General features: G+C 62.3%; 21 protein-coding genes. 11 read left to right on the forward strand and 10 right to left on the reverse strand.

Features of this window, described 5'->3' with window-relative positions; genetic code table 11:
- Positions 1-70: 70 nt before the first annotated feature.
- The 3 genes from JNM03_RS15560 to JNM03_RS15570 are packed head-to-tail and all read left to right on the forward strand — an operon-like array spanning position 71 to position 3,131.
- Complete coding sequence (locus JNM03_RS15560; RefSeq protein ID WP_294037922.1) at positions 71-658, forward strand: VOC family protein; 588 nt, start codon at positions 71-73, stop codon at positions 656-658.
- 2 nt (positions 659-660) lie between these two features.
- Positions 661-1,806, forward strand: a complete 1,146-nt coding sequence (locus tag JNM03_RS15565; protein ID WP_294037923.1) for an alpha/beta fold hydrolase — start codon at positions 661-663, stop codon at positions 1,804-1,806.
- Complete coding sequence (locus JNM03_RS15570; protein ID WP_294037924.1) at positions 1,803-3,131, forward strand: MFS transporter; 1,329 nt, start codon at positions 1,803-1,805, stop codon at positions 3,129-3,131. The genes JNM03_RS15565 and JNM03_RS15570 overlap by 4 nt, the downstream gene beginning before the upstream one ends.
- Here JNM03_RS15570 and JNM03_RS15575 read toward each other — a convergent pair.
- Positions 3,128-4,648, reverse strand: coding sequence for a long-chain fatty acid--CoA ligase (locus JNM03_RS15575; protein ID WP_294037926.1), 1,521 nt, complete (start codon positions 4,646-4,648; stop codon positions 3,128-3,130). The genes JNM03_RS15570 and JNM03_RS15575 overlap by 4 nt on opposite strands.
- Positions 4,649-4,928: 280 nt before the next feature.
- On the opposite strand from JNM03_RS15575, the gene JNM03_RS15580 reads away from it, so the two are divergent.
- From JNM03_RS15580 to JNM03_RS15600, 5 genes are all read left to right on the forward strand, one after another.
- Positions 4,929-6,908 carry an NAD(P)/FAD-dependent oxidoreductase gene (locus JNM03_RS15580; RefSeq protein WP_294037928.1) on the forward strand — a complete coding sequence of 660 codons (1,980 nt, stop codon included), beginning with the start codon at positions 4,929-4,931 and terminating at the stop codon, positions 6,906-6,908.
- 209 nt (positions 6,909-7,117) lie between these two features.
- Entirely contained in the window at positions 7,118-7,615 is a 498-nt protein-coding gene (locus JNM03_RS15585; RefSeq protein ID WP_294037929.1) for a hypothetical protein, read from the forward strand.
- 2 nt (positions 7,616-7,617) lie between these two features.
- Complete coding sequence (locus JNM03_RS15590; protein WP_294037931.1) at positions 7,618-9,840, forward strand: PQQ-dependent dehydrogenase, methanol/ethanol family; 2,223 nt, start codon at positions 7,618-7,620, stop codon at positions 9,838-9,840.
- Positions 9,833-10,783, forward strand: a complete 951-nt coding sequence (locus JNM03_RS15595; protein ID WP_294037933.1) for a hypothetical protein — start codon at positions 9,833-9,835, stop codon at positions 10,781-10,783. The genes JNM03_RS15590 and JNM03_RS15595 overlap by 8 nt, the downstream gene beginning before the upstream one ends.
- Positions 10,776-11,597, forward strand: coding sequence for an SDR family NAD(P)-dependent oxidoreductase (locus JNM03_RS15600; RefSeq protein ID WP_294037935.1), 822 nt, complete (start codon positions 10,776-10,778; stop codon positions 11,595-11,597). The genes JNM03_RS15595 and JNM03_RS15600 overlap by 8 nt, the downstream gene beginning before the upstream one ends.
- A 6-nt stretch (positions 11,598-11,603) precedes the next feature.
- On the opposite strand, the gene JNM03_RS15605 is transcribed toward JNM03_RS15600, so the two are convergent.
- Complete coding sequence (locus JNM03_RS15605) at positions 11,604-13,073, reverse strand: aldehyde dehydrogenase (protein ID WP_294037937.1); 1,470 nt, start codon at positions 13,071-13,073, stop codon at positions 11,604-11,606.
- Positions 13,074-13,083: 10 nt separating this feature from the next.
- The gene (locus tag JNM03_RS15610) at positions 13,084-15,327 is read right to left on the reverse strand and encodes a TonB-dependent receptor (RefSeq protein WP_294037939.1); all 2,244 of its coding nucleotides are present in this window, start codon (positions 15,325-15,327) and stop codon (positions 13,084-13,086) included.
- A 78-nt stretch (positions 15,328-15,405) separates the two neighbouring features.
- On the opposite strand from JNM03_RS15610, the gene JNM03_RS15615 reads away from it, so the two are divergent.
- Together JNM03_RS15615 and JNM03_RS15620 are read left to right on the forward strand one after the other, a co-directional pair.
- Complete coding sequence (locus JNM03_RS15615) at positions 15,406-15,594, forward strand: hypothetical protein (protein ID WP_294037941.1); 189 nt, start codon at positions 15,406-15,408, stop codon at positions 15,592-15,594.
- 65 nt (positions 15,595-15,659) lie between these two features.
- Positions 15,660-16,796: an iron-containing alcohol dehydrogenase gene (locus JNM03_RS15620; RefSeq protein ID WP_294037942.1), complete on the forward strand. Its 1,137-nt coding sequence runs from the start codon at positions 15,660-15,662 to the stop codon at positions 16,794-16,796.
- 2 nt (positions 16,797-16,798) lie between these two features.
- Here JNM03_RS15620 and JNM03_RS15625 read toward each other — a convergent pair whose 3' ends face one another.
- The 3 genes from JNM03_RS15625 to JNM03_RS15635 all read right to left on the reverse strand — a co-directional run bounded on the left by JNM03_RS15625 (position 16,799) and on the right by JNM03_RS15635 (position 19,591).
- The gene (locus JNM03_RS15625) at positions 16,799-17,740 is read right to left on the reverse strand and encodes a LysR family transcriptional regulator (RefSeq protein WP_294037944.1); all 942 of its coding nucleotides are present in this window, start codon (positions 17,738-17,740) and stop codon (positions 16,799-16,801) included.
- Positions 17,741-17,807: 67 nt separating this feature from the next.
- Positions 17,808-18,797, reverse strand: coding sequence for an alpha/beta hydrolase (locus JNM03_RS15630; RefSeq protein ID WP_294037945.1), 990 nt, complete (start codon positions 18,795-18,797; stop codon positions 17,808-17,810).
- Complete coding sequence (locus tag JNM03_RS15635; protein ID WP_294037946.1) at positions 18,794-19,591, reverse strand: SDR family NAD(P)-dependent oxidoreductase; 798 nt, start codon at positions 19,589-19,591, stop codon at positions 18,794-18,796. Before JNM03_RS15635 ends, JNM03_RS15630 begins: the two co-directional genes overlap by 4 nt.
- A gap of 167 nt (positions 19,592-19,758) precedes the next feature.
- Between JNM03_RS15635 and JNM03_RS15640 the strand changes: the two genes are divergently transcribed.
- Positions 19,759-20,289 carry a carboxymuconolactone decarboxylase family protein gene (locus JNM03_RS15640; protein WP_294037947.1) on the forward strand — a complete coding sequence of 177 codons (531 nt, stop codon included), beginning with the start codon at positions 19,759-19,761 and terminating at the stop codon, positions 20,287-20,289.
- Between the two features lie 2 nt (positions 20,290-20,291).
- Here the strand turns inward: JNM03_RS15640 and JNM03_RS15645 are convergent, their stop codons facing one another.
- The 4 genes from JNM03_RS15645 to JNM03_RS15660 all read right to left on the reverse strand — a co-directional run.
- Positions 20,292-21,893, reverse strand: a complete 1,602-nt coding sequence (locus JNM03_RS15645; protein ID WP_294037948.1) for an AMP-binding protein — start codon at positions 21,891-21,893, stop codon at positions 20,292-20,294.
- A 245-nt stretch (positions 21,894-22,138) separates the two neighbouring features.
- Positions 22,139-23,770, reverse strand: coding sequence for an AMP-binding protein (locus JNM03_RS15650; RefSeq protein ID WP_294037949.1), 1,632 nt, complete (start codon positions 23,768-23,770; stop codon positions 22,139-22,141).
- Positions 23,771-23,892: 122 nt separating this feature from the next.
- On the reverse strand, positions 23,893-25,761 hold the full coding sequence (locus JNM03_RS15655) for an acyl-CoA synthetase (protein ID WP_294037950.1): 1,869 nt from the start codon (positions 25,759-25,761) through the stop codon (positions 23,893-23,895).
- A 23-nt stretch (positions 25,762-25,784) separates the two neighbouring features.
- On the reverse strand, positions 25,785-26,836 hold a 1,052-nt coding region (locus tag JNM03_RS15660; protein ID WP_294037951.1), incomplete at its 5' end, for a polysaccharide deacetylase family protein.

Below are 26,836 nucleotides of genomic sequence, written 5' to 3' on the forward strand. Positions count from 1 at the left end.
TTGACAATCTTCGCCGTGCGAGCTTTGATTTGCGCAAGGGCCCGAACCGGCCTGTAGCAGGAGAGATGCCATGGCCGAAGCGCCGCCGGCGATCCCCCTTGGCGGGATCCATCACAACGCCTTTCGCTGCCGGGATGCGGCGCAGACGCGCTGGTTCTACGAAGAAGTGCTCGGGCTGAAGGCCGCCGCCGGACTGGTCATCGACACCGTGCCGGGAACTGGCGCCGAAACGCCCTACATGCATATCTTCTTCGAACTGGGCGACGGCAACTACATCGCCTTCTTCGATTCGCCCTATGACGCCGACGCCGACTGGTTCGATGCGAAGAACAGCTTCGACATGCATGTCGCGATCGAGGCGAAAACCAGAGGCGACATGCTGGCCATGCAGGACCGGATCAAGGCATTGGGGGTCAAGTGCTTCGGTCCGATCGATCATGATTTCGTCGAATCGGTCTATATGTACGATCCGAACGGCATTCAGGTCGAAATCACCTGCCGCACCGCGGACCACGAGCGGATCATGGCGGACGAAGCGGCGCATCTCGACGACGTCATGGCGGCGTGGAGCGAACGGACGCGCCAGCTCAAGGAAGAGAAATTCGGGGCGGACTCGCTGGCCAATCGTGGCAGTCGCTGGCCGGCGATGAGGCACTGACGATGGCAGTCGAGAAAATCCCCTATCTCGTCGTTTTCGAAGAGAGCGCCCACTTCAAGGACACCTATGGCGGCGTACCCGGACGCGTCGCAATCGAGTGCATGCACCTGAAACCCGATACGCCGTCGGACACGGTCGTGATCTTTTCGCACCCGATCGGCGGCGGTGCCTGGCTGCCGCTGCCGCTCGCGATGGCGCGCGCGGGCATTCATGTCATCTATGCCAACACGCGCTACCGTGGCAACGACAGCGCCCTGATCATGGAAAAATGTGCGCTCGATTTCGGCGCTGCCATTCGCGATGCGAAGGAACGTCTGGGGTACGACCGCGTCATTCTGGGCGGCTGGTCCGGCGGCGGTGCGCTGTCGCTTTTCTACCAGGCGGAGGCAGAAGATCCGCGCGTCGTCGCCACGCCGTCAGGCGACCCGGTCAATCTGGTCGAGGCAGGGCTGGTCAAGGCCGACGGCATCGCGTTGCTTGCGGCCCACCTGTCGCGCAACCGAACGCTTACCGAGTGGATGGACCCGTCGATTACCGACGAGAGCAGGCCGTTCGACCGCGACCCCGCGCTCAACATCTATGATCCCGCGAACCCGGCTCTACCGCCCTATGACGCGGCCTTCATCGAAACCTATCGCGCCGCGCAGATCGCCCGCAACCGGCGGATCACGGCCTGGGTGAAGGACGAGCTGGCACGGATCGAAGCGAGCTCGCATCCGCACGACGAGCGTGGTTTCACGACACATGGCACGATGGCCGACCCCCGCTTCATCGATGCCACATTGGAGCCGAGCGAACGCAAGCCCAACTGGTGCATGCTTGGTGATCCGCGCATGGCGAACGACGGGCCGACGGGGCTGGCCCGCTTTTCGACGCTGCGCAGCTGGCTGTCGCAGTGGTCATATGACGACAGCAACGCCGACGGCATCCGTTGCGCGGCGCGGGTTTCGGTGCCGATGCTGGTGATCGAACATGGCGCCGACGATGCCTGTACGCCCAGCCATGCGGCCCGTTTGATGGCGGCCGCGGTCAAGGCGCCGCAACAGCATCACGTCATCGCTGGCGCGGGACATTATCTGATAGGCCAGCCCGACAAGGCGAAGGAAGGGGTGCGGTTGTTCGGCGACTGGTTGAAAGCCGCCTTTTGACGTCCGCTGCGTGCGACGGGCAGCGAGAGGCGGGCGCGCCACTCGGCTACAGCTATTATGTCGTCGTCCTGCTGATGCTCGCGTATATGCTGTCGTTCCTCGACCGCGTTCTCATCAGCCTGCTCGTCGAACCGATCCGCGGCGAGTTCGACCTCGGCGATACCGAAATCGGTCTGCTCGTGGGCTTCGGCTTCGTGCTGTTTTACACGATCCTGGGCGTGCCGTTCGGCGCCGCTGCCGATCGGACCAACCGGCGCAATCTGATCGTGCTCGGGCTGATCGGCTGGAGCCTCGCCACAGCAGGCAGTGGGCTGGTCGCCGGCTTCGGCGGCCTTTTGCTGATGCGCGCGCTCGTCGGGGTCGGCGAAGCGACTCTCTCGCCCGCTGCGCTGTCCACGATCGCCGACCGCTTTCCGCCCGACAAACTGGGTTTCGCGATTTCGATCTACTCGTCGGGCGTCGTGCTCGGCGGCGGGCTTGCCATGGGGTTCGGCGGCATGATCGCCGAATGGGCCGCACAAACCACCGTCAATATCCCGGGCTGGGGCCTTCTTGACGGCTGGCGGCTTGCGATGCTGCTCGTCGGCCTGCTCGGCCTGCCGCTGGCGCTGGTCCTGCTGACAACTATGCGCGAAGCACCCCGCGGCGGAAGCGCAGACGCGGTTCCGGGCATCGGCGCGCTGATCGCCATGATGAAGTCGCATTCGGCAGCCTTCGCTACCGTATTCTTCGGCTATGGCTGCGCGGTCATATCGGCCTATATTCCGATGCTCTGGGGCCCCGCGCTGCTCGCCCGCGAACATGGGCTGGCTCCGGCAGAGATCGGCGCGGCGCTGGGCGTCATCGTCGGTATTTGCGGATTCGCGGGGGTATTGGCCGGCGGCGCGGTATCCGACCGGCTGGCGCGGCGGGGTATAGTGCATGCGCCAGTCCTTCTGGTGCTGGCAACACTTCCACCCCAGTGCCTGGCGCTCGCCACCGCCTATTTGACGGACGATACCGGGCTGACGCTTGTCCTTCTCGGCCTCGGCACCTTTCTGTCGTCGATCCTCGGCGGACTGCAAGCCACGACGGTCCAGTTGCTGACGCCTGCGCCTATGCGCGGGCGCGCGATGGCGATCTACCTCTTGGTCGTGACCCTGCTCGGTATGGGATTAGGGCCGCTGGCTATCGGCCTGCTCAGCGATCATATATTCGGCGGCTTGCCTTCATCGCTTGCGACCGTCTCCATCGTATCGCTGACGCTTGCGGGGGCTATTTTGTGGACGGGGCGCCGCGCGGTCGCGCGATCGATCCGCGCCGCCGGCCAGCAGCCCCCCGCCTAGTCGCCCGCACCGGTCGCTTCGGCGCGCAACTCGCGTTTCAATATCTTTCCGGCGGCCGAGCGCGGGAGCGGCTCGCGGCGCAGGTCAAAGCTTTTGGGAACCTTATAGCGAGCTATCCGCTCGCGGCAGAATTCCGCGAGTTCCCGCGCATCGGGCTCGGGCACGCCATCGGCAAGGGCGATAATCGCATGGACCCGCTCGCCCCATTCGCGATCGGGGAGGCCGACAACGGCGACTTCGGCAACCGCCGGGTGCCAGCTCAGGGCATTTTCCACTTCGATCGAATAGATATTTTCGGCGGCGGACACGATCATGTCCTTCAGCCGGTCGGTGATCGTGATATAGCCGTTTTCGTCCATCCGACCCGCGTCGCGGGTGTGAATCCGGCCATCGCGTAACACCTCGGCTGTTTCCTCGGGCCGGTTCCAATAACCCATCATCACATTGTCGCCGCGCCCCACGATCTCGCCGACCTCGCCCGGCGCGCACTCTCGCCCGTCCTCATCAACGATCCGGATATCATAGCCGTAGCAAGCACGGCCGCAGCTGCCGAGACGTGCCGGATCGCCCGACCGATGATCCTCGGGCGTCAGGATCGTCGCAGCCGGAAATTCGGTCTGACCATAGCCCTGACAGAAGCCCACGTTCGGGAAGCGTTCGCGCGCCGCCGCCTGTGAGCCCGCCGTCATCGGCGCACCACCATAGCCCAGGATACGAAGCGCGTCGAAACGCCCGCCCCGCGAGGTCGACGAAGAGACCAGCCGTTCGATAATCGTGGGCACCGTAAAGCAATGCGTCACCCGATGCTCGACGAAATCGGCAAGCATGGTCTCCGCATCGAGCTGGCGGCGAAAGACGTGTGTCCCGGCGGCCATCGTGCCGAACAACGTCCCGATATCCGCAAGGTGAAACATCGGCGCCGCATGGAACAGGACATCGCCTTCGCGAAAATCGATATGCGCCAGCAGGTTCGACGCCATCGCGGTCAAATTCGCATGGCTCAGCATGACGCCCTTCGGGAGGCCTGTGGTCCCGCCGGTATAGAATATTCCGGCCAGGTCGCCGGGGGCAGAAGCCTCGGCCAGCGGCGCACTTGCCGTCACCAGGGCCTCGCGCACTCCGGGGCCGTCGCCGTCCATGGCAATTATGGATTTCACCGCCCCCCGTTGCAGCAACGCCTGCGCGACGGCCTCATATTCCCGACCGAACAACAGGATATCCGCACCGGCATCGCGAAGCTGAAAGGCCAGTTCGGGAGGCGCAAGCCGGCAATTCAACGGCACGATAACCCCTCCCGCCCAGGGGATGGCAAACCAGATCTCGAAATATGCGCTACCGTTGTCGGACAGCACCGCAACCCGGTCGCCCGGCGCGATACCGCTCATGGCAAGCGTTGCGGCGAGCCGCGCTACCCGATCGCCCGTTTCGGCCCAACTGCGACGAAGCCCTTCTTCAATCGTAGCAGTCCGCGCTCCGGCAACACGCGCGGCTTTCGCAACTGCCTGACTGATTTGCATACCCACCCCAAAACTTGTGAACTTTATTGACATAATCCGTTGGAGCGACCGTCGTCAACGATTGCCTTGAACGTGGACGTCGAATGGCCGGTGGCGAGCAGTCCGCTTTCGCAGCGAGAAGCTGTGGACAGGACTTTCCGTGGTCTAAAAGCCAAGGCTCGCACCACTCGTATGCTTGGCAATGCGCGGGACCGATACCGATCATTGCGCCATTCGATTTGAAGAGCGATGCCGCGATAAATTACTCCACCGGCAATGGCGCAAGGCCGGGAGAGATAGAATGCAGTTCAGCGCGTTGGAAAACGCTCCCGGCGAAAAATTCGATCCCGATTTGCATGGATCGGGCGCGCCTACCGAAGTCGATGAAGCCTTCATTCGTCGCGCTTTCGATCACGCCAATCTGAACGTTCTGCGTATCGCTCTATTCCAGCATACCGGGGACCCCGAACTCGCGGCGATGAAGGTCATCAAGCATTCGCGCGCGGGTAGCCCATTCCTCTTCTCTATCCTTTCCCCCGAAGACGATGAGCGGGTCCGGCAAAAGGCGCTGGCATATCTGTTATCGAACGCGGCTGCCGCCATGCGGAAACCCGACCGGGCCGAGGCGGGGTATCTGATGGAGCTGTTCACGGGAGACAGCCTTCGCCCGTCCGAACGCGATTTCGGGTGGGAGGAGCTGGCGTTCGAGGGTTTTCCCAGAGCGGCGGCCTGGACGCGCCGGCCATCGCCGGAGGTGATCGCAAATTATAATGTGACCATCATCGGCGCCGGATTCAGCGGATTGATCGCCGCGATCCAACTCGAAGCTCTCGGGATAAGTTACCAGATCATCGAGCGGCAAACGGGGCTCGGCGGCACCTGGTTCCTCAACGATTATCCCGATGCGCGTGTCGACATCACGAGCTTTCTCTATCAGTTCAAGTTCGAGAAGGCCTATCCGTGGAAAAGCTATTTCGCGACGCAGGCGGAACTACGTGATTATGTCGATTATATCGTCGACAAATACCGGCTTCGCGACCGGATTTCGCTCGGGACCAAAGTGACGCACGCCGAATGGTCGGCGGCGGAAGCGAAATGGATTGTGCAAATCGAGAAACCCGACGGCACGCCCGAAACGCTCCGCAGCAATTTCGTCATCAGCGCAAGCGGCCTCTTCAGTACGCCGAAGCTGCCCGACATACCGGGTATCGGCGATTTCAAGGGGGAGATGTTCCACTCGACGGCGTGGAACCACGGCTATGATTACAGCGGCAAGCGTGTCGCCGTCGTCGGTACCGGTTCGACGGGTTCGCAGCTCGTCCACGGCGTTGCCGAGAAGGCGGAATCGCTGACCATATTCCAGCGGACGCCGAACTGGGTCACCGGCATCCCGGGATACCGGAACCGGGTCGAACCCGAGAAGCGCTGGCTGCTCGACAATATGCCGGGCTATGCCCAGTGGTACAGCTATAGCCATCATATATCGCAGCTACAGATGCAGGCGTTTCACCGCATCGATCGAGACTGGCAGGCGAAGGGGGGACTGATCAACGAGAAGAACGACCAGCTTCGCGAAGGGCTGAAAAGCTTTATCCGCAAGCAGGTCGGCGATCGCGACGATCTCTACGAAAAGCTCGTCCCCGACTTCGCCCCCATTTCGCGGCGCCTTGTGGTCGACAACGGATTCTATCGCACGCTGGTCCGCCCGAATGTGACGCTCGAGACGAGCGGGATCGACCGCTTCACGGCAACGGGCATTATCGACAACCAGGGAGTCGAGCGATCGTTCGATCTTGTGGTGCTGTGTGCGGGCTTCAAGGTGTCGCAATATCTGTGGCCGGTCGATTATGTCGGTCGCGACGGGATCCGGTTGCAGGACAATTGGGCGCCGGACGGCGCCCGGGCGCACATGACGATGACGATGCCGGGTTTCCCGAACTTCTTCATGCTCTATGGCCCCAACGCCGGGGTTCGGGCGGGCAGCTTTCACACATGGGTCGAGATTTTTTCGCGCTACATCTGCAACCTGATCACCCACGTGATCGAGAGCGGAAACCGCACGGTCGAGGTCACACGCGAGGCCTATCAATCCTATAACGACCGGCTCGATGCCGAGATGCGGGAAATGTTGTGGGAGGAGGAAAAGGGCGGCGGCGGCAGCTATTATGTCAATGAGTTCGGCCGCTCGGGCGTCAACATGCCTTGGACGCTCCAAGCCTTCTATGAAATGGTCCGCACGCCCGACTTCGCGGATTTCCGACTGACGGGACAACAAGAGTGACGCGCCCCGTCGAGCCCGCACGAAAAAAGCGCCTTGAGGAGAGCTTCATCAAGCATGCCGCGCTCGCAAGGTTTCATCGATGGTGTGCACTCGATGGTCATGCCGTCCAATCTTCCGCGGTCGAGATATTGCCAGGCGGTCGAATCACGGTGGCGGCGGAACTCGGGAGCGACGATCCCCGCACAAACCCCACCCGTTGCCACGCCGAAATGACGGCGCTCGACCCAACGCTTCCCCATCTGGTCAATGTCGACGGTGCGCCTGCGCCGGCAGACGCCTCCCCTTTCAATGCGCGCAACCGGTTGCTCAGCCTGATCCATTATTTCACGAGTCTCGTCGAGAATCCCGCTCGCGATCCCGCGCCGTTCCGCGAACTTCTGGCGGATAATTTCGCGCTGCATTACGTCGATCCGCCGGTCAGCAGCTTCGCCATGCTCAACGACTGGGTGACCGGCCGGCTCGCCTCGGTTGTCGCCAGCAATCACATGATCCACGATGTTTCGTTCGATACGGTTGGCGACGGCGAATATCTCGTGACCGTCGCCATGGAATCCGAAGCGCTCTTTCCCGACGGCAGCGGCATCATCAGCAAGAACCGGCAGAGCTGGCGCGTGATCGACGACGCATCCGAACGCTTTGCCCGGATCGCCGAAATCCGGATCGAGCGCGACGACGTGCGCCGCTTCGACCTGCCCGAGACGAATTGACCATGATGCCGCGCGTCGTCGCGTTGCTCGCCTTGCCGCTTCTGCTGCCGATGCTCGCCGGCTGCGGGCCGGATAAGCGCGAGGCAGGCGCCATTTCGACCGAGCGATTGCTGACGAGCGACAGCGCCCCCGAGGACTGGCTGACAGGCGGGCGCGACTGGCAGCAAAGCTATTATTCGCCTCTGAAGCAGATCGACCGCAACAATGTGGGCCGCCTTGGCTTTGCCTGGGAATATGACATTGAAACGACCGACGGGTTCGAGGCGACCCCGATCGTCGTCGACGGAACGATGTACAGCAGCGGTCCCAAGGGTGCGGTCTATGCGCTCGACGCGAAAACCGGCCGCGCACTGTGGACCTTTATGCCCGACATCGACCCCGGGATCATGCAAAAGCTGTGCTGCGGGGTCGTCAATCGCGGCGTCGCGGTGTGGAAAGGCAAAGTCTATGTCGCCTCGCTCGACGGCTATCTTTACGCGCTGAATGCCGCATCGGGCGCCATCGTGTGGAAGGCCGACACGATCACCGAACGGCAGCGCGGCTATTCGATCACGGGCGCGCCGCAAGTCGCGGGCGACGTGGTGGTCATCGGCAACGGCGGCGCCGAGCTCGACGCGCGCGGCTATATCACCGCCTATGACCTGGACACGGGGAAGCAGGCGTGGCGCTTTTTCACGGTGCCGGGCGATCCCGCGAAAGGTTTCGAGCATCCCGAACTTGCGATGGCCGCGAAGACCTGGGACCCGCATAGCCGCTGGGACGTCGGCCTTGGCGGCACGGCATGGGATGCGATGGTCTGGGATCCCAAGCTGAATATTCTTTATGTGGGGACCGGCAATGCCGCCCCCTGGTATCGAAAACTGCGCAGCCCCGCGGGCGGCGACAATCTGTTCCTATCGTCGATCCTCGCCATCGATCCGAGAAGCGGGCGACTGCTCTGGCACTATCAGACCACCCCCGCCGAAAGCTGGGACTATACGGCAACGCAGAAGATGATCCTCGCCGACCTGCGGATCGGAGGCCGATTGCGGCAGGTCCTGATGCAGGCGCCGAAGAACGGATTCTTCTATGTTCTCGATCGCAAGAGCGGCGAATTGCTGTCCGCCAAACCCTATGTGCCGGTCAATTGGGCCAGCCATGTCGACATGGAGACGGGGCGGCCGGTCGAGACGGGGCAAGGCGATTATTCGACAGGGCCCAGGCTGATATTCCCCGGCAGCGCCGGCGGGCATAATTGGCAGCCCATGTCGTTCAGCCCCGCGACCGGGCTGGTCTATATTCCCGCCTATCAATTCCCGATGATCTTTGCGCTGCCGCCGGGAAAATTCGCTTATCAGAAGGGCGGCGCGAATACCGCGGTGTCGGTGGTCTTTCCGACCCCGGGACCGTTTGGGCTGGATGGCGAAGCCGCAAAAGACCTGCCGCCGATCGCCGAGTTGGCGAAGGGTCAGCCCGATTATCGTCCGCGCGGATTCCTGATCGCATGGGACCCCGTTGCCGCAAAGGAGGTCTGGCGGGTCGATACGTCGGGACCATGGGCGGGCCAGTTCTTCGCGAGCTGGAACGGCGGCGGCGTAATGACGAGCGCCGGCGGCCTGCTTTTTCAGGGCCGCAGCACCGGCGAACTCGCGATTCTCGATTCCGCGAGCGGTCGATCATTGGGCACCATCGCCGTCGGTACGAGCATGATGGCCGCGCCGATGACCTACAGCATCGACGGCGTACAATATGTCGCGATCATGGCCGGGCTCGGCGGTGCGTTCGGGCGTACCAGCCTGCCCGGCACAGCGGCTTATGCCTATGGCAATCGCGGACGCATCGTCGCCTTCAGGCTGGGCGGCGGCGCGGTGCCGAAGCGCCCTCCCCTTCGTCACGACGCGCCCGTGCTGGTGCCGCCGCCGGTACCCCGACAGGGAACCGCCGCGGATCAGCAGGCCGGCGCCCGGTTGTTCCAGCGAAACTGTGCGATATGCCATGCCGCGGCGGGCGGGAAAGTGCCCGACCTCTCCCGAATGTCTGCGCAGACGCATCGCGACTTCATGGCAATCGTTCTGGAGGGCACGCGGGCGGCGAAGGGGATGGGCAATTTCAGCGGTGTGCTGTCGCGGTCGGACGCCGAGCGGATCCATCAGGCCCTGATCGAACAACAGTGGAAAATCTATGAGGCGGCGACGAAAACAGCCGCACCGCATTCGGTGAACAAAGGGAGTGGAAAGAGTGACTGAAAACTTCGCATCCCGGCCGGCCTATGCCGAAGCCGACAACGGCGACTACAATACGGCGGTTTCGATGCTGTTTCGCTGGTGGGGGCTGTTCGAAGCACCGGCGGGGGTCGATATTTCGCCCTTCTACGCCGACCTTTTCGCCGATGACGTGCATATCGACCTGCCCGACGGCGGGGTCGACATCACGGGGGTCGATGCGATCCAGGCCACGATGGCAGCGCTTCCCGCAGGCATCCGCCGATCGCACGCGATCAACCATGACGACATTCAGGTTACGGCGCTGGGTGACGGCCTCTATCGGCTTCAGGCCAACTACACGTATCAGCTCGAGACCGACGGCAAACTCGTCAGCGGCCATAGTCATTGCGACAACATCCTGCGGAAGGTCGCACCGGCCCGAATGGTCTATACGCGCGTGTCCGGCGGCCTTGGCGACACGTTCGGGCGGCCCGAATTCGTCGACAGCTATGTCGAGAACAGGATCAAGGCGGTCCTCATCCAGTGGCAAGCCGTCATGGATACGTTGAACGGCGATGCCGCGCCGCTGGAAGAACTGGTCATGCCCCGGCTCGAATTCCATGGCCTGATCTCGTCAAAACAGGATCAGAGCGACGGCCGGGCCGAGACGGTCACCGACTTCAAGGAAATGAAGGGCATATTGGCGGGCACCGACGGCAGCGAAGACACAATCATTCGCGGCTTCGAGGGTGTGCAGGAATGGTTCGCCACGGGACCGGCGCTGCTCAAGTCGAACATCCACCGCTTCGAAACGATCGCCATCACGCCGCTTCCCGACAACCGCTTCGAAACGACGGCGTGTTTCGGTTGGTACGCCGAGACGCTGAGCGGAGTCCCGATCGAGCTGCACCAGCCGCTGACCTGGATCATCGTCGAACGCGGCGAGAAATATATGCGGCTCGAAGCGCTGCGGCCGCATGACTGACATGCGCCTGAACGATCATGGCGCGGTTGTGACCGGCGGCGCATCGGGCATCGGCGCTGCAATCGTCCGCCGCTTCGTCGCCGAGGGCGCGAAGGTCGTCATCGTCGACGTCAACGAGGATCTCGGCGCCGCGCTCCTCGGCGAGATCGGCGAGGAGTATGGGTGCTATATTCGCTGCGACGTCGGCAAGGCCGATCAGGTCGAGGCGATGGTCGATGCGGCCGACCGATGGTTGTCGGCTGCCGGAACCGGGCTCGACATATTGGTCAACAATGCCGCCATCGGCGGCAATGGCCAGACGCCGGATATGAGCATCGAAACCTGGCTTCGCGTGATCGAGGTCGATCTCCACGCGGTCTTCTTTGCCTGCCGCAGGGCGATTCCTTTGATGCGCAAGCAAGGCGGCGGCGCGATCGTCAACACGGCCTCGATCTCGGGAATACGCGGCGACCGCGGCTTTTCGCCGTATAGCGCCGCCAAGGCGGCAGTGATCAATTACACCCGTACGCTGGCGCTCGACCACGGGGTCGACAATATCCGCGTCAATGCGCTGTGCCCGGGCCTGGTCGACACGCCGATCCTGGCCGGCGCCCTCGACGCCCTGCCCGCCTTTACCAGGGATTACATGCGCAGCCTGCCGCTGGGCCGGGCCGGACGCCCCGAAGAGATCGCGAATGCCGCACTGTTTCTGGCGTCCGACGAAGCCTCCTATGTCACCGGGACGACGCTGGTGGTGGACGGCGGACGCCTCGCCGGCACCGGCCAGCCCAACATCGAAGACTGGCTCGCCAGCAAGGCAGAACAGGCTGGTTGACCGCCGTCAGGCGACAGCGCCCGGCAGCCCGTCGAGCAGGATGGTTTTGGTCTCCAGATAGGCCATCAGCCCGTCGGGACCGCCTTCGCGCCCGATCCCCGATTGTTTGTAGCCGCCAAAGGGCACGCCCAGTTCCAGCTTGATGCCGTTCTGATTCATCGTCCCCGTGCGTACCCGGCGAGCGATATCGTAGGCGGCATCGACATCGTGCGTCAGCACGGCGCCCGACAGCCCGAAACGGCTCTCGTTCGCGATCCGGATCGCGTCGTCCTCGTCCTCCGCCGGTATCAGGCACAGCACCGGGCCGAAAATCTCCTCCTGCGCGATACGTGAGCGGTTATCGACATTGGCGAACAGCGTCGGTTCGATGAAATAGCCGCGGTTCAGATGCGCAGGGCGCTCGCCGCCCGTGATCAGGTCGGCGGTCAGCCGGCCCTCGGCAATATAACCCTCGACCTTCTCCAGCTGCCGCTTCATCGCCACTGGACCCATTTGCGTTTCGGGGTCGGTGCTGGCGCCGACGCGGATCTTGCGCATTTCGTCGGCAATCGCCTCGGCCAGTGCGTCGTGGCGCTTGCGCGGTACGATCGCGCGGCTCAGCATCGCACAGACCTGCCCGCTCATCATGCTGATCGTCCCGGCAAGCAGCGCCGCTGCGTCCGCCGTGGGAAAATCGTCGCGGACGATGGCGGCGGACTTGCCACCCAGCTCCAGCGTGCAGCGGGCAACACGGCCCGCGCACACCGCGCCGATATGCTTGCCTGTGGCGGTCGAGCCGGTGAAGCTGACCTTGTCGACGCCGTCATGACGGACCAGATAATCGGCAGCGTCACGATGACCGCAAACGAGATTGAGTACCCCCGGCGGAAGCTCCGCCGCCTCGGCCGCTTCGGCGATGATGTAAGCCTCGAGCGGCGTCTCGGGAGCAGGCTTCATGACGACGGTGCAGCCTGCGAGCAGCGCGTTCGCAACCTTGGCGGCCATGATGAAATAGGGCGCATTCCACGGCGCGATGGCGGCCACGACCCCGACAGGCTCACGCCGGACTATCACCTCGCCGACCATTTGCCCGGCCCGGCGGCTTTCGAATTCGAAGCTGTCCGCCATCGCGGCGATGCCGGAAAACGTCATTGTCGCAAGCGTCGTCATGCCAGGCGCATGGGTGGCAAGACCCCCGACCTGCCCGGTCCACGCCTGTGCCAGCCGCGGCTCGGCTGCCGTCAGATAGGCGGCCATCTTGTGCAGGAAGGCCGCGCGTTCGCCCGGCGACATATCGGGCCAGGGTCCCTTGTCGAAGGCGTCGCGCGCCGCCTCGACCGCGCGGTCCATATCTGCTTTGCTCCCCTCGGCGACGCCCGCGACTTCGGCCTCGCTGTCGGGCGAGACGATGGCGATCCGGCCGCCCCCCGCGGCCGGACCCCATTCGCCCCCGATAAACAGACAATCGGGATGCCGGGCGATCGCCGCGATCGTCATCGCCCGACCCTCAATATTTCCAGGACAGCGAGAGGCCGTAGGTGCGCGGCGGATTGACCGTCCGGCCGATGATCCCGAGCCCGGTCAGCGTATCGCTCGACACTGTATAAACCTCGTTCGACAGATTCTTGCCCCACAGCGCGGCTTCCCATTTTCCGTCCTTCCACGACAGCGCGACCCGCGCGTCGAACAGCCAGTACGGATGCTGGACCGAGTAGATGTCGTTCGACGCATCCTTATAGGCCGTGCTCTGGTGGGTGAAATTGCCCTGGAGCACGAGGTTGAAATCGCCATTGCCGATCGGCGTCTCGTATCGGGCGAGGCCGTTCCACATGAACCCCGGGGCGTTCGAAAAGCGATTATCGGTAAAAGTACCGCTGCCGTTCGTGAAAGGCGCCAGCTTCGTGTGCAGAAGTCCGATCCCCGACTGCAGCGTAAAGCCGGTGAAGGGCCGGAAGCTGACATCGGCTTCGACGCCATAGATTTCCGATTTGCCGGGAATATTGCCCAGCCGCTGCGCCGGAACGGCGAGCGATCCGTCGAGAATGAGCGCCTGCACATTCTTGAAATCATAATAGAATGTCGCGGCGTTGATCGTGAAGTTCGAGAGCGGCTGTGACCGCACGCCAATTTCATACGCGATCAGCGATTCCGGGTTGAAGGGCAGCAACTGGGCCGGAATGGTCGAAATGCGCGATACGAAGCCGCCGCTCTTCGTGCCTTTCGAGGCACTGGCGTAGAGCAGCGTATCGGGTGCCACACGATAGTCGAGCCCGAACTTCCACGACCAGTTCTTGTCGCTGATCGTCGTGTCGGTATAGGACGAGAAAATACCGAAAGGCGCACAGGGATTGGTGGCAATCGGGCACAGGGGGAAGTCGGTGCCGCCTACATAATGGCGCTTTTCCCAAGTATAACGCACCCCGGTGATCAGATCGAGATTATCGCCAAGATGCCAGGTTCCATTCACGAAGCCGGCCGCAGATTTCGTCTTCTGGTCGAAGGTGGTGTAACCCGTCTGACTGGGGAAACCGAACAATACGAGCGGAAACTCGGTCAATATATTGTCATTGAGCCCGCGAGCGCGGTCCCATGAATAAAAGCCGCCGACGATGACGTCGACCAGATCGGAATCGTGCGCAAGGCGCAGTTCCTGGGTGAACTGCTTCACATTGTCACGCTGGATGAAGTCCAGTTCGTCGCGCGGCGTGGCGTCGACGTCGATCCGGTAAGCGCGCTTGAAATCGATATAGCCGGTGATCGCTGTCAGCTTGACGTCGCCCAGATCGTAATTTGCCGCGAAGGACAGCGAATGCTGGTTGAGATCGTAGGGAAGATCGGCCGACTGATCGATGTCGTAGGGATCGTTGCTGGTATTGGTAAAGCCGTAGGCGTCCGCACATTGGCTGTTGTCGACCTTGCCCGCCAGCACGGGCGCGCAAAGCACGAAGGGCTGACCCGGTACAAAGGCCCCAAAGAATTCATACTGGCCCATTTCGGACCGGGCCTGCTGATATTCATATTTCAGGTTGAGATCGAGCCCGTCGCCCGAGTCATAGCCAAGCTGCGCGCGGCCCATCCAGACATGGCGTTCGCCGACGTCGCGTTCGCCGATGGCGCCGCCGATCAACCGCGAACTCGTCCAGAACCCCCGCTCCTGCTGGATCGTCTTGCCGCTGAAGCGCGCTGCCAGCCCTTCGCCGAGCGGAATGTTGATCATCGCCTCGGCATCGAGCGTCTGGTAGTTGCCATAGCCGATCGATGCCGCCGCGTCGAAGCGGTCCTTCGGCCGGGCCGAGATGACGTTCATCGCGCCTGCCACCGTGTTGCGACCATAGAGCGTACCCTGCGGCCCCTTCACCACCTCGATCCGCTCGATATCGAAGAAGTCGGCGTTCATCAGCGCGATCGATGACAGCGGAACATCGTCGATCGACACGCCGGTCGCCGGACTGTTGGTCGTGCTGAAATCATCGAGGCCGACGCCGCGGATCGTCAGCACGGGGGACACGCCAGGAATGGATTCGCGGACGTCGATGTTCGGGATCGAACGTGCGATATCCTTGACCTGTTCGACGCGCGCTTCGGCGATGTTTTCGGAGGAGAGCGCCGAAATGCTGGCGCCGATGTCGATCAGGCGCTGGTCGCGGCGAAAGGCGGTCACGACGATGTCGCCATCGGATGCTTCCGTGGCGCCGGCGTCCTGCGCCGGGGCTGTCGTCTGGGCAAAGGCGGGGCTTGTCAGGCCGGCCACGGCCGCGACACACAAACCCCGTGACAAATACCTCGCCGCAGTCGTCGAGCGCAGAATGTTTCGCAGCGAAGGCGACCCTTGACCCTTCGTCTTTTTCATCATGATCCTCCCACCCCTTTCGCCGTAGTCCTGGCGGAAGGCTTTCCGTCAGGCGGCAAACTTTGTAATTTTATTTCGCAAAATGAAGCAGCAATGCAGCAAGAGGTCAAATCCCTGAACGACATGGCTGGCATCTGCGATATGGATGGCACGATGACCCAAGGCTGATGGTACCCGTGAACCGAGGCCTGAGCGTTTCGGGCAGCGCATCCGGGAAGGTCGAAGAAAAGATCATGAATACAATCTATTCCCAGGCTCGCAGCTTTCGGACGATTGGACCCGATCGGGTCGAATCCGGCGCAGGGAGCATCGATCGCCTGCCGAAACGCCTCGACGCGATCGGCGCGACGCGCGTGCTTGTCGCAACGTCCAAAAGCGTGTTGGCGAACACGCCGAATGTACAGCGAGTGGAGGCGCTGGTCGGCGATCGGCTGGCGGGCCTATTCGCCGCGTGTCGCGAGCATTCGCCCGAAGAGGATGTCGATCACGTCGTAGCCGCGCTGGAAACGAGCGACGCGGATGCGGTCGTCTCGATCGGCGGAAGCAGCGTTTTCGATACGGTCAAGGTCGCGACCAGCCGCTTCGCCGACCGGACCGGCGACGCACCGATACCCCAGATCGCAATACCCACCACCCTGTCGGCGGGGGAATTTTCGCCCGGCGCCGGCTATACCGCAGCGAATGGCGAAAAGGCGCTCGTCATCGATTATCGCGTATCGCCGGCGTGCGTGATCCTCGATCCCGCGGCGACCGTCGATACACCCGATGCCCTGTGGCTTGGAACCGGGATAAAAGCGCTCGACCATGCGCTTGAAGCCGTCTGGTCGCGGCGGCCGCACCCCTATGTCGATGCCCTCGCGCTCGAAGCGGTGCGTCTGCTCTTTCACAACCTGCCGCTGACGCGGAGGGGCACGGATCTGGAACCGCGGGCAGCGTGCCAATTGGGCGCCTGGATGTCGATCGCCGGTGTCGGCGCCTCCGGGATGCGGCTCAGCCATTTCCTCGGCCACCAGATTGGCGCGCGGATGCACATCCCGCACGGCGTCACCTCATGCATCCTGCTGCCCGCCGTCATGCGCTATCTGCGCGACGACACGCTGGACGCCCAGGTGCGCATCGCGGCGGCAATGGGGGTCGAAACGTCGGGACGGAAACGCGAGGCGGTGGCTGACGAAGGCGCCGACCGGCTAGCTGCCCTGATCGCCGGCCTTGGCCTGCCGGCGACGCTCTCTGCGGCGGGCGGCAAGCCCGAAGATATCGACGCGGTCGCCAGCGCGAGCATGCGCGCCGCCGCCTCGCTCGGACTGACCGACGACCTCCCGAATGGCGCCGACAGCGTTCGCGCGATTTTACTCTCCGTCTACGAGTAGCGTCAGAGCGTCTTCCCGAAGTCGATCAACGTCTGCCGCACCATGTCGAGGACCGGATCGTTGTCGGTGTCATCGTGCCAGATCATTTCGACCTGATAGCGATCCTGCCCCAAAGCCTCCGGAAGGCGAAGCGAAGACAGATAGGTTTCGCCGTTGGGGATCGCCTGCAGGCTGCGCACAGAGCCGAGGCAGATCAGGTCCGTATTGCGCAGAATGTCGACCGCCATCGAAATATGCCCGACGATAGCGCCAACCTTGCGAACGACAGCCTTGCGCGCGAGCCAGCGCGAGATGCTCGCATCCTCGATATTGTCGGTGTCGGCCACCACCATGTGCGGATAGCTCGTAAAGTCGGCCATCGAGATGCGGTCGTGCTCGGATGCCGCCGCCATGATTGGATGATCCTTGCGCAGGATCACGATCATCTCCTCCTCATAGATCGGCTGGCGATGAAAAGGCGGCGCAAGCTTGTCGAACGTACCGAGTGCGAGGTCGGCCTCCCCCCGTTCCATCAGCTGCAGGATATTCTTCCGGTTGAACGTCTGCATCCCCACATAGAGCGGTGGATCGTCGTTCAGCATCAGATTGCGAACGGCATCGGCGAGGGTCAGATGCACATGTTCGGGGGCGCTGATCGTCACGGTTCGCCCCTGCGGTTGTCCATCCTTTTTCTTCAGCGCGCCGACGATGTCGTTGAGTTCGGAAAGGGCGGCCCGCAATTCCTTGCTGATCTGCAGCGCCTTGGGCGACGGGACCATCGCCTGTCCCTGCCGGACGAGTATCGGGTCGCTGAAGGTTTCGCGCAGCCGGCGCAGCGCGGTGCTGGTCGCCGACTGGGTCAGGAATATCTTCAGCCCCGCCTTGGTGACCGAACGCTCGGTAATCAGCGCGTCGAGGATCGGCAGCAGGTTGAGATCGATGCTCCGCAAATAGGAAGGTTTCATGGCCGCTACTCTCCCACCCCTGTCGGCCTTCCCCTCGACCGCTCATCCGCCTTTTGCCGGTTCGATCCTATGGGTTGAGGTCGGCCTCGTCCAGACCGGCTACCCGCTCACGAACATAGGCCTGGATCAGCCCGTTGCAGGCCGCCGCCATTTGCGTCGACTGCCCGTTGAAGCCATGGGGAGCGGACGGAAACACCCGCAAGCGGCACTCATTTCCCGCCGTAACCAGCCGCCTTTCGAGAAACAGGGAATCGTCGAGCAGTGGATCCAGCTCGCCGACGCAAAGCAATGTTGGGGGCAGCCCTGACAGATCGGCATAGAGTGGAGACAGGTCAGAATGTCCACGCTGGTCGCGCGAATGCCCGGGCAGGGCGAGAGCGTAAAACCACTCCAGCCACTCCGTCGACAGGTTGAGGAAATCCTTGCCCCAACTCCGCTGCGACGGCGTCATCGACAGGTCGGTGATCGGATAGCAGAGAACCGCGCCCGAAATCGCCGCGAGCAGATCGGGTCGGGTCCTCAGGCGAAGCAGGCTCGACAAGGCGACATGGCCGCCGGCCGACTCCCCGCCGACGCAAACAGGCCGTCCGTGATGCGCCGCCACGATCGCTTGCAACGCGGCCGCACCGACATCCAGTATTTCGGTAAGCTCATGTTCGGGAGCGAGCGGATAGTCGACGCTGATAACCTTGACGCCCGCGTTCCGCGCGATCGCAGCCAGATACAGATCCTGCTCATAGAGCGAACCGAGCGCCCAGCCGCCGCCGTGGTAATGGACGAAAACTCCGTGGGGATCGCCCTCCGCGAACACACGGACCGCGACCTCCGCGCCATTGGCAAGGGCGATACGTCCATCGCTGCCGATCTTGTCGAGCGGAGGCTTGATGCTGCCATCGCGGTTGTGACTGCGCGATCGGCGCAGTGCAATCGGATCAATGCCATCGATCGGCGGCATCGCCCGCGCCGCCTGCCGTATCCCGTCATTGACGCGCTGCTGCTCGGCGACGAACGGCAGCAGCGCCGGATCGATCAAGCCGGCAGGAGGTGTGCCGGTCACAGTCCGATCCGCGCCGCCTGCCCTCCATCGACCGGCAGCACCGCGCCGGTGATGAATTTGGCTTCGTCGGACGCGAGGAAGAGCGACGCATAGGCTGTGTCCCACGCATCGCCCATCTGGTTCTTCAGCGGCACCATCGCATTGCGCTCGGCGCGCAGCTTGTCGGCGTCGATCCCGCGCGCCGCCGTGTGATGGCCGATCGCCATCGGCGTATCGAGCAGCCCCGGCATGATCGCATTGGCGCGAATGCCATATTTGGCGTTCGCCATCGCGAGCGAATGCGTCAATGCGTTCACCCCCGCCTTCGATACCTTATAGGCGATGTAGGTGGTCGACACGACGGCAGCACCTGACGAGATATTGGTAATCACGCCGCTTTTCTGTTCGCGCATGTGCGGGATCACATATTTGCTCGTCAGGTACATGCCCTTCAGATTGACATCCATGATCCGGTCCCACGCCGCGGCCTCGAGGCGCGTCGCGTCATTGTCGCCATGACCTATGCCGACATTATTTTGCAGGATGTCGATGCGACCATAATGGTCGATGCAAGTCGCGGCGATCCGCGCACAATCCTCTTCTTGGGTGATGTCGGCGCGGCAGACGCTCGACGTGCCGCCTTCGGCCGCGATCATTTCCATTGTCTCGATCGCCGATTGCTCAACCCGATCGACAAGAAGAACGCGGGCGCCATGCCGAGCGAACAGGATCGCCGTCGCGCGTCCGTTACCGATCGTCTCGCCATCGGCCTGCCCCGCCCCGACCACGATAGCGATCTTGCCTTCCAGTCTCATATTGCTCTCCCGACGGCGACGGTGCCGCCGCCCGGTCTCAGGATAGCGGGCCGCGCTGCCAGCGGGCATCGAACCCGCGCATGCGCGGTATCTGCAGGATCAATCACGGGCGGCGGCGGCCTCTGCTAGGCCGCAACGGCGTATCGAACTCACAGAAGGGCCAGACCATGACCAGCGTTCGCCTGCCGCCGTTGAAACCGGCCGAACTCGACGAACGGCAGAGCCGGTTCCTGAAACCATTCACCAGCCCGAAGGGCGCTTACCCCAATGTCTTCGGGACGCTGGCCCATCATATGGACATCGTCGATGCCTGGCGCGATTTCGGCCTTTATACGATGCGCAATTCGGCGCTCGACCCGTTGCTGCGCGAGATCGTGGTGCTGCGCGCGGCACTCAATGCCGGCTGCGACTATGAATGGCACCATCATCGCCACATCGGATTGAAAGTCGGACTGAGTGACGAGCAGATCAAGCGGATTCACGACCGGCGGCCGATGGACGCGGAAGTCCATAATCTGCTTCTCGCCGCAACCGACGAATTATGCGCGGATCAGCGCCTGTCCGATCACGGCTGGGGCGCGATGACCGCCGCGTTCGGCGTCCAGCGGACGATCGACGTCATCTTTACCGTCGGCGCCTATGTCTCGCTGGCAATGTTCATCAACAGCTGCGGCGTCGAGGTTGAAGGCGCGCGGTAGGCTCAACCCCGATCGCGCGCAAAAACCGCCTTCGCCGTCGCATAGTCGGGCTTCCCGTTCGCGAGCCTGAGAGTCTGGTCCCCAACGACAATCTGCTTCGGGATCTTGTAGCTCGCGAGCGCGCTGCGGAGATAGGCCCTGAGATCGCTTCCTTCAACCGTCGTGCCCGGTTCCAGCCCGACGACCGCCTGCACCGCGCTGCCCCATTGCGGATCGGGCAATCCGAACACGAGCGCATCCGCGACCTGCGGATGGCGCTTGAGCGCTTCCTCCACCTCTTCGGGGAAAATCTTTTCCCCCCCGCTGTTGATGCAATTGCTCCCGCGCCCCAGCAGGTGGATCGTGCCGTCGGCATCGACGGTGCAAAGGTCGCCGGGAACAATATAGCGTTCGCCCGCGATCGTCCTGAAGGCCGCTCCCGTCTTTTCCTCGTCCTTGTAATAGCCGAGCGGCATCGGACCGCTACGCGCCAGATAACCTGCCTCACCCGATCCGGGCACAACCTCGCGCCCCGCCTCGTTAAAGACCTTCGTGGATGGCCCGATCTTGAAGGTCGCCGTCTTTGTCTCCCCCGCCGCAGTCATGATCGAGCTGCCAAGCCCCATCGCCTCCGACGAACCCAGCGCATCATAGAGCGTCGCCTGCGGCAGATGTTTGAGCAGACCCAGCTTGACCTCGCGGCTCCACATCACGCCCGATGACCCGATCAGCTTCACCGAACTGCCATCGACGCGTCCCTTGTCGAGCGCATCGAGCATCGGACGCGCAAATGTGTCGCCGACAAGCGAGATCGCGTCGACACCATATTTGTCGACCAGCGCCCAATGATGCGCCGCATCGAAGGGACCGCTGTTGTCGGTGAGCACCACATGTCCCCCGTTGCAGAGCGTGGTGATCGCCGCATAGAGCCCGGATGCATGCATCAGCGGGGACGCAATGAGCGGTCGCAGATAAGGTTTCGGATCATCCAGCCGGGCTGCGAGTTCCTGCACCGTCCGCGGAAAGGCGCCGTCGGTGATCGCCCCGCCGAGCAGGCCGACGACCTGGCTGGCGTGCGGCCACATGACGGCTTTCGGATGGCCGGTCGTACCGCCGGTGTAGATAAAGATCAGGTCGTCGGGCGACCGGTCGATGCCGAGCGGTCGGCCGTCCCCTGCGCCGATCAAATCTTCGTAGCGAGACGCCGAATTTTCCGGCACCGCGCCGCCAACCTCGATCATCAACAGGCGGTCCTGCACCGGCTTCGCGACGCCCCCGACAACTTCGGCCAGCCGCCCATCATAGACCAGCGCCTTGCTGTCCGAGTTTTCCAGAATATGTTCAAGTTCGTGGGCAAGGTAACGGAAATTGGCGTTCACATGAACCAGGCGCGCCTTGAAGCACGCGGCCAGAAGTTCGAGATAGGCCGCCCCGTTGAAGAGAAAGAAGCACAGCTTGTCGCCGGGCAGCAAGCCCTGACCAATGAGACTGCTAGCCAGTGCATTGGTTCGACGGTCAAACTCCGCCCAACTCAACTCTCGTTCGGAACTGGAGATCGCCGTTTGCGAAGCGCGAAGGGGGGCTACCGCATCCAATATGTCGCCGTAATTCAGAGGCAATGTCACACCCTTTGCTGAACGATCGGCTAATAAATCGAAATCGCGGTTTCCCGAAATTCATTCGATTGATGTCGGACATTATCGAGGCCCATTTTATCAGGCCCTCGACCATCGTCCGAGGGGCCCGCCCCTCTGCGTTCGACACGACCTCGACCGACCGATTGGAGACGGCCCGCTTTTGAATAGGAATAAAAAAGCGGACACGGGCGGATGATTTACCCACAGTGGGGCCCGCAACCCTCATCCCGCCACTATTGCGATCGCTTGTTATCGACCCCCTTCAACACATGCCGTTGAAGTTTACCACTTGGTGTCCTTGGCAAACGATCAATGAACTCGATCTCGCGGGGATAGGCGTGAGCCGAAAGCCTTTTGCGAACATGCTGTTTCAGTTCCTCGATCAAATCGTTCGTGGCGTCGACATCGGGCATCAGGACGACAAAGGCCTTTACGATTTCAGTCCGCTGCACGTCGGTTTTTCCAATGACCCCAACCTCAAGAACCTTGGCATGTTCCGCCAGCGCACTCTCGACGTCGAACGGCCCGATGCGATAGCCTGATGAGGTGATGACATCGTCGGTGCGGCCGATGAAAAGAATGCCGCCTTCGCTGTTCCACTGAACCAGATCGCCTGTTCTATAATAGGAGTCCGACAGGGCTTTCCGTTCCCGATAGCCTGCGAACCAGAACAGCGGCGATGCTGTGCGGTGGACCGCCAACTCGCCGACGGCTCCGGGCCCAAGTTCGCCTCCCGCCTCATCGAGGACGGCGAGGCTAAAGCCAGAGATCGGCGTGCTGCCCTTTGGTTGTGAAGCCAGGTCTTCCGGCATCGTGCGGCTGACGAGCACTATGCCAAGCTCCGTCTGCCCATAATGGTCACGGACATCTACGCCGAGATGTTCGCGGAACCAGTTGCTGACCTCCGGGGTCAGCGGCTCTCCCGCGCTTGAGACGACCCGCAGCTGCTTCCTGATCGGCCGGACGGCGTCGGGGCCAGCCTTCATCAGCAGCCTGAATGCCGTGGGGGACCCGGCCAAGCTGGTGATTTTCAGCCGTCGAATAATCTCTATGGCGAGATACGGATCAAAGGCCTGCTTGCTGAAAACAGTCGGAATGCCGAGCAGCAAGGGACCGATCAGCGCATAATATAGGCCATAGGCCCAGCCAGGGTCGGCAAGATTCCAGAACCGGTCTGCTTGTTGCAGATCGATCCCTTCGCGCATGTAAACCGCGAAAGCGACCAGCGCGCGGAGCGGTACATCCAAAGATTTCGGCTTGCCGGTCGTCCCGGAGGTAAACATGCGAAGGAAGGGCGCTTCGCGGTCCAACATGATCGGTTCGGAGAGCGTCGCCGCGGCGACCATTTGGTCCCAAGATTCCGTCGTGCTACAAGAACATCCAAAGTTCGAGATCAGAATGGAAGGCGGGCGATTGTCGATCCCTTCGACACTCGAAAGATAGGCTTCATCGACGATCAACACAGCGGCATTTGCCTGTTGGAGCCGATGCCCGATCGCCGCTTCGCCAAAAGCGGTGAACAACGGCATGAAAATGGCGCCTATCCTCCATGCCCCCAAAGCCGCCACGACCAGTTCGGGGCTGCGCGGAACAAGGGCCGCGACACAGTCGCCGGGCTGTACACCCAGCCGGGTCAATAGGCCCGCGAAGGCAGTCGATCGCGCCCGAAGCTCGCCAAATGTCGTAACGCTCGACCGGCCCTCGTCTTCAAAATAAATCGCTGGCCTGTCGGCATCGACTGCGGCGTGACGATCGCAACATTCGAAACATGCGTTGAGGCCAATATCCCAGTCTCCCGACAGACAATCCGCCGCTGAATCGGGGGCAAATGCCGGCCCGACTATCACGTCATCGCTGCGGTCCATTATCCAACTCCTATCGATGCTATTCGGGTTTGGCGTGCGCCCTATCGTCCGACCCACGGTCTGAAATCACGGTGCCGCTTGCTTTTCACCAGCCGACCTACTGCACCCTGCGCGCCGTCACCTCAGGACTTTTCACCGCTCCACCTGACGTCGAAGTGAAGTGAAAGCGGGTTCAATATTCCCCGGACGATATCGGCCAGCCTCTCGTTCGGGGGCCCCGCGATCGCCACCTCGACTACGGTCCCCCGTGAAGGATCATTGACAGCGACGATGTCGTCGAGTGCATGTCCGAGATCGGGTGAGAGAAGCGCAAGGCAGGTCCGGCGCACGGCGTCGAGGCGAAGCGTCGGTTTGAACACTTTCCCCACCGCTGTCATCGGAAGCGCATCGACAATGTATATGTCGCTGGGGGCGGCAGGCCGCTCGGCGACGCGGTCGCGCGCGAACGCCACAAGGTCTTCCGCCGTGACGTCATATCCCGGCTTTCGCACGACATAGGCGACGGGCAGTTCGCCCGCATATCCGTCTGGCTTTCCCACCGCAGCCACCGCTGCAACCGCAGGGTGCCCCGCAAGGGCATCTTCGGCGATCGCAGGGTCGATGTTGTGACCACCCCGGATGATCAGATCCTTCTTGCGCCCCGTCAGGAAGATATAGCCTTGATCGTCCATGCGCGCAGTGTCGCCGGTATCGAGCCAGCCGGGCAGCGGTCTCGCCCCTTCATTGGCTGAATGCGGCAAATAACCCGGCGTGACATTGGGACCGCGAAGCAGAAGAGCCCCCGCCTCGCCCACTTTTGCATCGCGAACGAACACGCCCGCATCGTCGAGAACAGTGATGCGAAGGTCCTGATAAGGAGCGCGGATACCGGCGGCGCCAATTCTGCGTTCTCCGTCTCGCGGATTGACGATCGACGTCGAACAGGTTTCGGTCATTCCGTACCCCTCGATGATCATCGCTCCCGTCTTCTCGAAGAAGGACTCCGCTACATAGTGCGGCAATGGCGCGGCGCCGCAGATCGCGAGCCGCAAGCAGGAAATGTCATGCCCCTCGACCGGGCTATTCAACAATGTCGCGTAGACAGTCGGCACGGAACAGAAGACCGAGATTCTGTATCCGGCGACGATATTCCAGAATGACGCGATCGTGTCCGCGGTCCGAAATCCGTCAGGACCACCCATCACGACATGCGCGCCCTCCGAAAACGGCGCTAGGCTAAGAAGGATCGAACCCGTCACATGAAACAGCGGTGCCGCGTTGAAGACGACATCGTCTCGGGTCAGGGCGAAACAGCAGCAGCTTTGCCATGCATTGGCGATTTCGTTGCGATGCGAGTGCGTGACCAGCTTCGCTTTCCCGGTCGTGCCGCCGGTGTGATACAGCGCCGCAATGGCATCGTCCATCGCCGGCAAGACGAAGTCGAGCCGGTCGCCGCGAGACAAGGCCAGCTCAGCCGCGAAATCGATCGCGTCGCCGTCCACTGCTTCATCTGAAACCGCGATCAGGACGACGTGTGGCGGACACGCCTTTTTGGCGCGCTCGAACAGTCCGGACGCATGCCCGGGCGGCAGGGTGATCAATATTCGGGTGCGGGCCGCGCGGACGATGGCACCGATCGCTTCGACATCCAGAAACGGGTTGATGGGATTGGCGCGGCCAGCGGCCTCTGCGCCCCACATCGCGAACTGAAACTCCGCGATATTGGGCAGCAGGATCGAAACAGATTCGTCGTGCTGCAACCCGAGCCTGCGAAACAGATTTGCCGTCCGTGTCACGGTATCGAACAGGTCACGATAGCTTAACGTCCGACCGCCGGAAAACGGCGTTCCTTTCGGCAGCGTTGTCAGCGCCGGCCGATCGGCAAAGCGATCGGCAGCCGAACGAAAGAGGTCATATGTCGTGGAAGCGGACACCCTTTGGTCGAAGGGCACCCGTTCAATATCGAGAATATCGTCCAAATTCCGGAGCGGCTTCCATCGCGTGTCCAGCATTGCTTCCTGGCTGGGGGCCATGGTCAATCCCAGCCCGGCCAGGAAAAGTCACCGCCCATGGAGTTGCAGAGGCGAAGCAGAATATCATGGAACACTTCGCCAGTGCTGTGCCCCTCGATATAGGCAATATTGTCCAGTTCGTCCAAGATCTGCGGCGGGATGCCGGCCATGCTGACGGACTTTGCGTCTGCCCATTTCTGCGTCTGGTTGCGGAATCGTTCCGTGACGATGGGCTGCACACTGTAGAATGGATCAGCCATCGCTTCTTCAAGGGGAATGAATTCGACGCCGCCCTCGGCAAATCTGTCGAGGATTTCGCGCATGCACTCACCCGCGATGGGCGAGCCATGGGCAAGCCAGATCAGCGGCGGATTGCGGCCGAACATCGCCCAGTTAAGCGCGACGTGACGGCGCAATTGATCGACCGCCGTATCGACGAACGTCTTTCGCAGATAGGCTAAGGCTTCCCGGTCGCCGAGCTTATGCGCGCGCCAATAGGGGACGATCCAGGCGTGATCGTAAAACCAGGCACTGAGCGGACTCGATGTGAAGCCTTCGCTTTTCAGAAACGCTTCGACACCATCGCGCTTCTCCCGCGCGTTGCCCCACATATCCATGCAATACCGGAAATATTTGGTCGGGGCTTGAGCCGTCCACCTGCCGATGAGTTTCTCGGTACGTTCGATATCGGCGATATAGGTGGGGGCATCGACCCAGTTCAGGCTGGCATGCAAATGGGTATGATTGGCCACATGGTGCCCGGTCTCGACCCAATGATCGAACACCCTGTAAAGCGTGGGATCCCCATCGGCGGGCGCCGTGCTCGAAAAGCTGTAGACGCCCTTTATGGCGTGACCCGCGAACGCATCCGTCATTTCGCGCGCCGTGCGCGCAGCCGACCGATCAGCGGGGATCGGTGTTCCGTCCCACAAGAAAAGATCGTCGATCGTTACGGCGACCCTGACTGTTCCATGCGGAGAAATTGGTTGCACTTGGGTTCCTCTCAGCAAGCGGGTCGCTCCGTGGCGCCCTTCAAGTGCAGCAAATTTGGAACCGTTGCCTTGTTCCTGCTTTC

The organism is Sphingopyxis sp. (assembly GCF_016793825.1).
Lineage (GTDB): Bacteria > Pseudomonadota > Alphaproteobacteria > Sphingomonadales > Sphingomonadaceae > Sphingopyxis.

Coding starts and splice junctions, on each gene's coding strand:
- JNM03_RS15580 (WP_294037928.1), top strand. CDS start 4,929: ATGCAGTTCAGCGCGTTGGAAAACGCTCCCGGCGAAAAATTCGATCCC.
- JNM03_RS15640 (WP_294037947.1), top strand. CDS start 19,759: ATGACCAGCGTTCGCCTGCCGCCGTTGAAACCGGCCGAACTCGACGAA.
- JNM03_RS15605 (WP_294037937.1), bottom strand. CDS start 13,073: ATGACGATCGCGGCGATCGCCCGGCATCCCGATTGTCTGTTTATCGGG.
- JNM03_RS15635 (WP_294037946.1), bottom strand. CDS start 19,591: ATGAGACTGGAAGGCAAGATCGCTATCGTGGTCGGGGCGGGGCAGGCC.
- JNM03_RS15590 (WP_294037931.1), top strand. CDS start 7,618: ATGATGCCGCGCGTCGTCGCGTTGCTCGCCTTGCCGCTTCTGCTGCCG.
- JNM03_RS15560 (WP_294037922.1), top strand. CDS start 71: ATGGCCGAAGCGCCGCCGGCGATCCCCCTTGGCGGGATCCATCACAAC.
- JNM03_RS15600 (WP_294037935.1), top strand. CDS start 10,776: ATGACTGACATGCGCCTGAACGATCATGGCGCGGTTGTGACCGGCGGC.
- JNM03_RS15575 (WP_294037926.1), bottom strand. CDS start 4,648: ATGCAAATCAGTCAGGCAGTTGCGAAAGCCGCGCGTGTTGCCGGAGCG.
- JNM03_RS15620 (WP_294037942.1), top strand. CDS start 15,660: ATGAATACAATCTATTCCCAGGCTCGCAGCTTTCGGACGATTGGACCC.
- JNM03_RS15625 (WP_294037944.1), bottom strand. CDS start 17,740: ATGAAACCTTCCTATTTGCGGAGCATCGATCTCAACCTGCTGCCGATC.
- JNM03_RS15585 (WP_294037929.1), top strand. CDS start 7,118: ATGACGGCGCTCGACCCAACGCTTCCCCATCTGGTCAATGTCGACGGT.
- JNM03_RS15565 (WP_294037923.1), top strand. CDS start 661: ATGGCAGTCGAGAAAATCCCCTATCTCGTCGTTTTCGAAGAGAGCGCC.
- JNM03_RS15655 (WP_294037950.1), bottom strand. CDS start 25,761: ATGCTGGACACGCGATGGAAGCCGCTCCGGAATTTGGACGATATTCTC.
- JNM03_RS15650 (WP_294037949.1), bottom strand. CDS start 23,770: ATGGACCGCAGCGATGACGTGATAGTCGGGCCGGCATTTGCCCCCGAT.